The sequence below is a fragment of the Roseospira navarrensis genome (genome assembly GCF_009601025.1).
Lineage (GTDB): Bacteria > Pseudomonadota > Alphaproteobacteria > Rhodospirillales > Rhodospirillaceae > Rhodospira > Rhodospira navarrensis.
Genome location: NZ_WIVE01000157.1, coordinates 1 through 1,276, shown reverse-complemented (window position 1 = coordinate 1,276; position 1,276 = coordinate 1). Strand labels below are relative to the sequence as shown.

Sequence of the window (1,276 nt, the reverse complement as noted above, 5' to 3'; positions counted from 1 at the left end):
GATCTCGGACGAGCCGTAGTGGTTCACGAACAGCGCCGGCCTGATGGTCTCGGTCAGGCGGCGCAGCAACCCGTCCGTCATGGGTGCCCCCGCGAAGCCCAGCGCGCGCAGGCCCGAGACATCCGCGCCCTCGAAGTCCGGGTGCGAAACCAGATCGTGATAGAGCGTCGGCACCAGATAGAGCGTGGTGATCCGGTGGCGCGCGATCAGGGCCAGCGCCTCGGCGGCGTCGAACCGGCGCTGGCAGACGAACAGCCCGTTGACCAGCGCCATGGACAGCAGCAGGCGCACCCCCATGGTGTGATAGAGCGGCATGACCCCCAGGGTCCGGTCGCCCGGCCGCAGCGCGTTCTGGGCCACGTGCGCGAGGGCCGCCGCGCGCTCCGCGCGATGGCTGCGGGGCACGCCCTTGCCCGGCCCGGTGGTGCCCGAGGTGTACAGCAGCACCGACAGGCTCGCCGCCGACGGGCGGGTCGGCGCGGGGTCCGGCGCCAGCGCCTCCAGGGCCTCGATGTCCAGGTCGGCGCCGGCCGCGCCGTCCATCCCGATCCGGGGCAGGACCGCCGCGCGCGCGCTGCCCCGCACGGCCTCGGCCGTGGCGGGCTCGAACACCAGCAGGGCCGCGCCGCTGTCGGTCAGGAAATAGTCCAGTTCGGCCGCGTTGACCCGCCAGTTGACCGGGGTCACCACCAGATCCGCCAGGTACGCGGCCCAGTGGACCAGGGCGGCCTCGGCCCGGTTCTGCAAGACCGTCAGCACCCGGTCGCCGGGGGTCAGGCCCATGCGCCGCAGCCCCGCCGCCAGCCCGCGCGCCGCCGCCAGAGTCTCGGCGTAGGTCCAGGCGCGCGGCCCGTCCACCAGCGCCGGCGCGCCGGGATCGCGGGCGGCCGCGAAGGTCAGGATATCGGCGCAGGTGAGCATTCTGGACCTCCCAACGGGGTTCACGAGGGGTGCAGGGGCCGGGTCGGACGTCCGTGGGACCTGGACCGAGACCGGACGGGCCACCGGCGCCGTGCTGGCCCCGCGCCTTGCGCGTCATCCCGAGCCGCCGACGGCGGCGAGGGATCTCGGGAGGATCGGGGACGCCCGCCAGCCGCCATGCCCATGCCCGCGATCCTTCGGCCGCGCCGCGGCCTCAGGATTGTCTGTTTGATTTGTGGCATTGTGGAGATGCCGGGTTGCGGGGCCCCGGGTGGCCACCCGGGGCCCCGCACCGGATCGTGTGATCGTCTCAGGATGGGGTCTTTGCCCGTTGTCATCGTGATCCGCGATCCGG

Annotated in this window: 1 protein-coding gene; it reads right to left on the bottom strand. The window is 73.7% G+C overall.

Annotated elements, in window-relative coordinates:
• A partial coding sequence (locus GHC57_RS19080; protein ID WP_153347239.1) for an AMP-binding protein occupies positions 1-921 on the bottom strand: 921 nt, incomplete at its 3' end.
• Positions 922-1,276 lie beyond the last annotated feature (355 nt).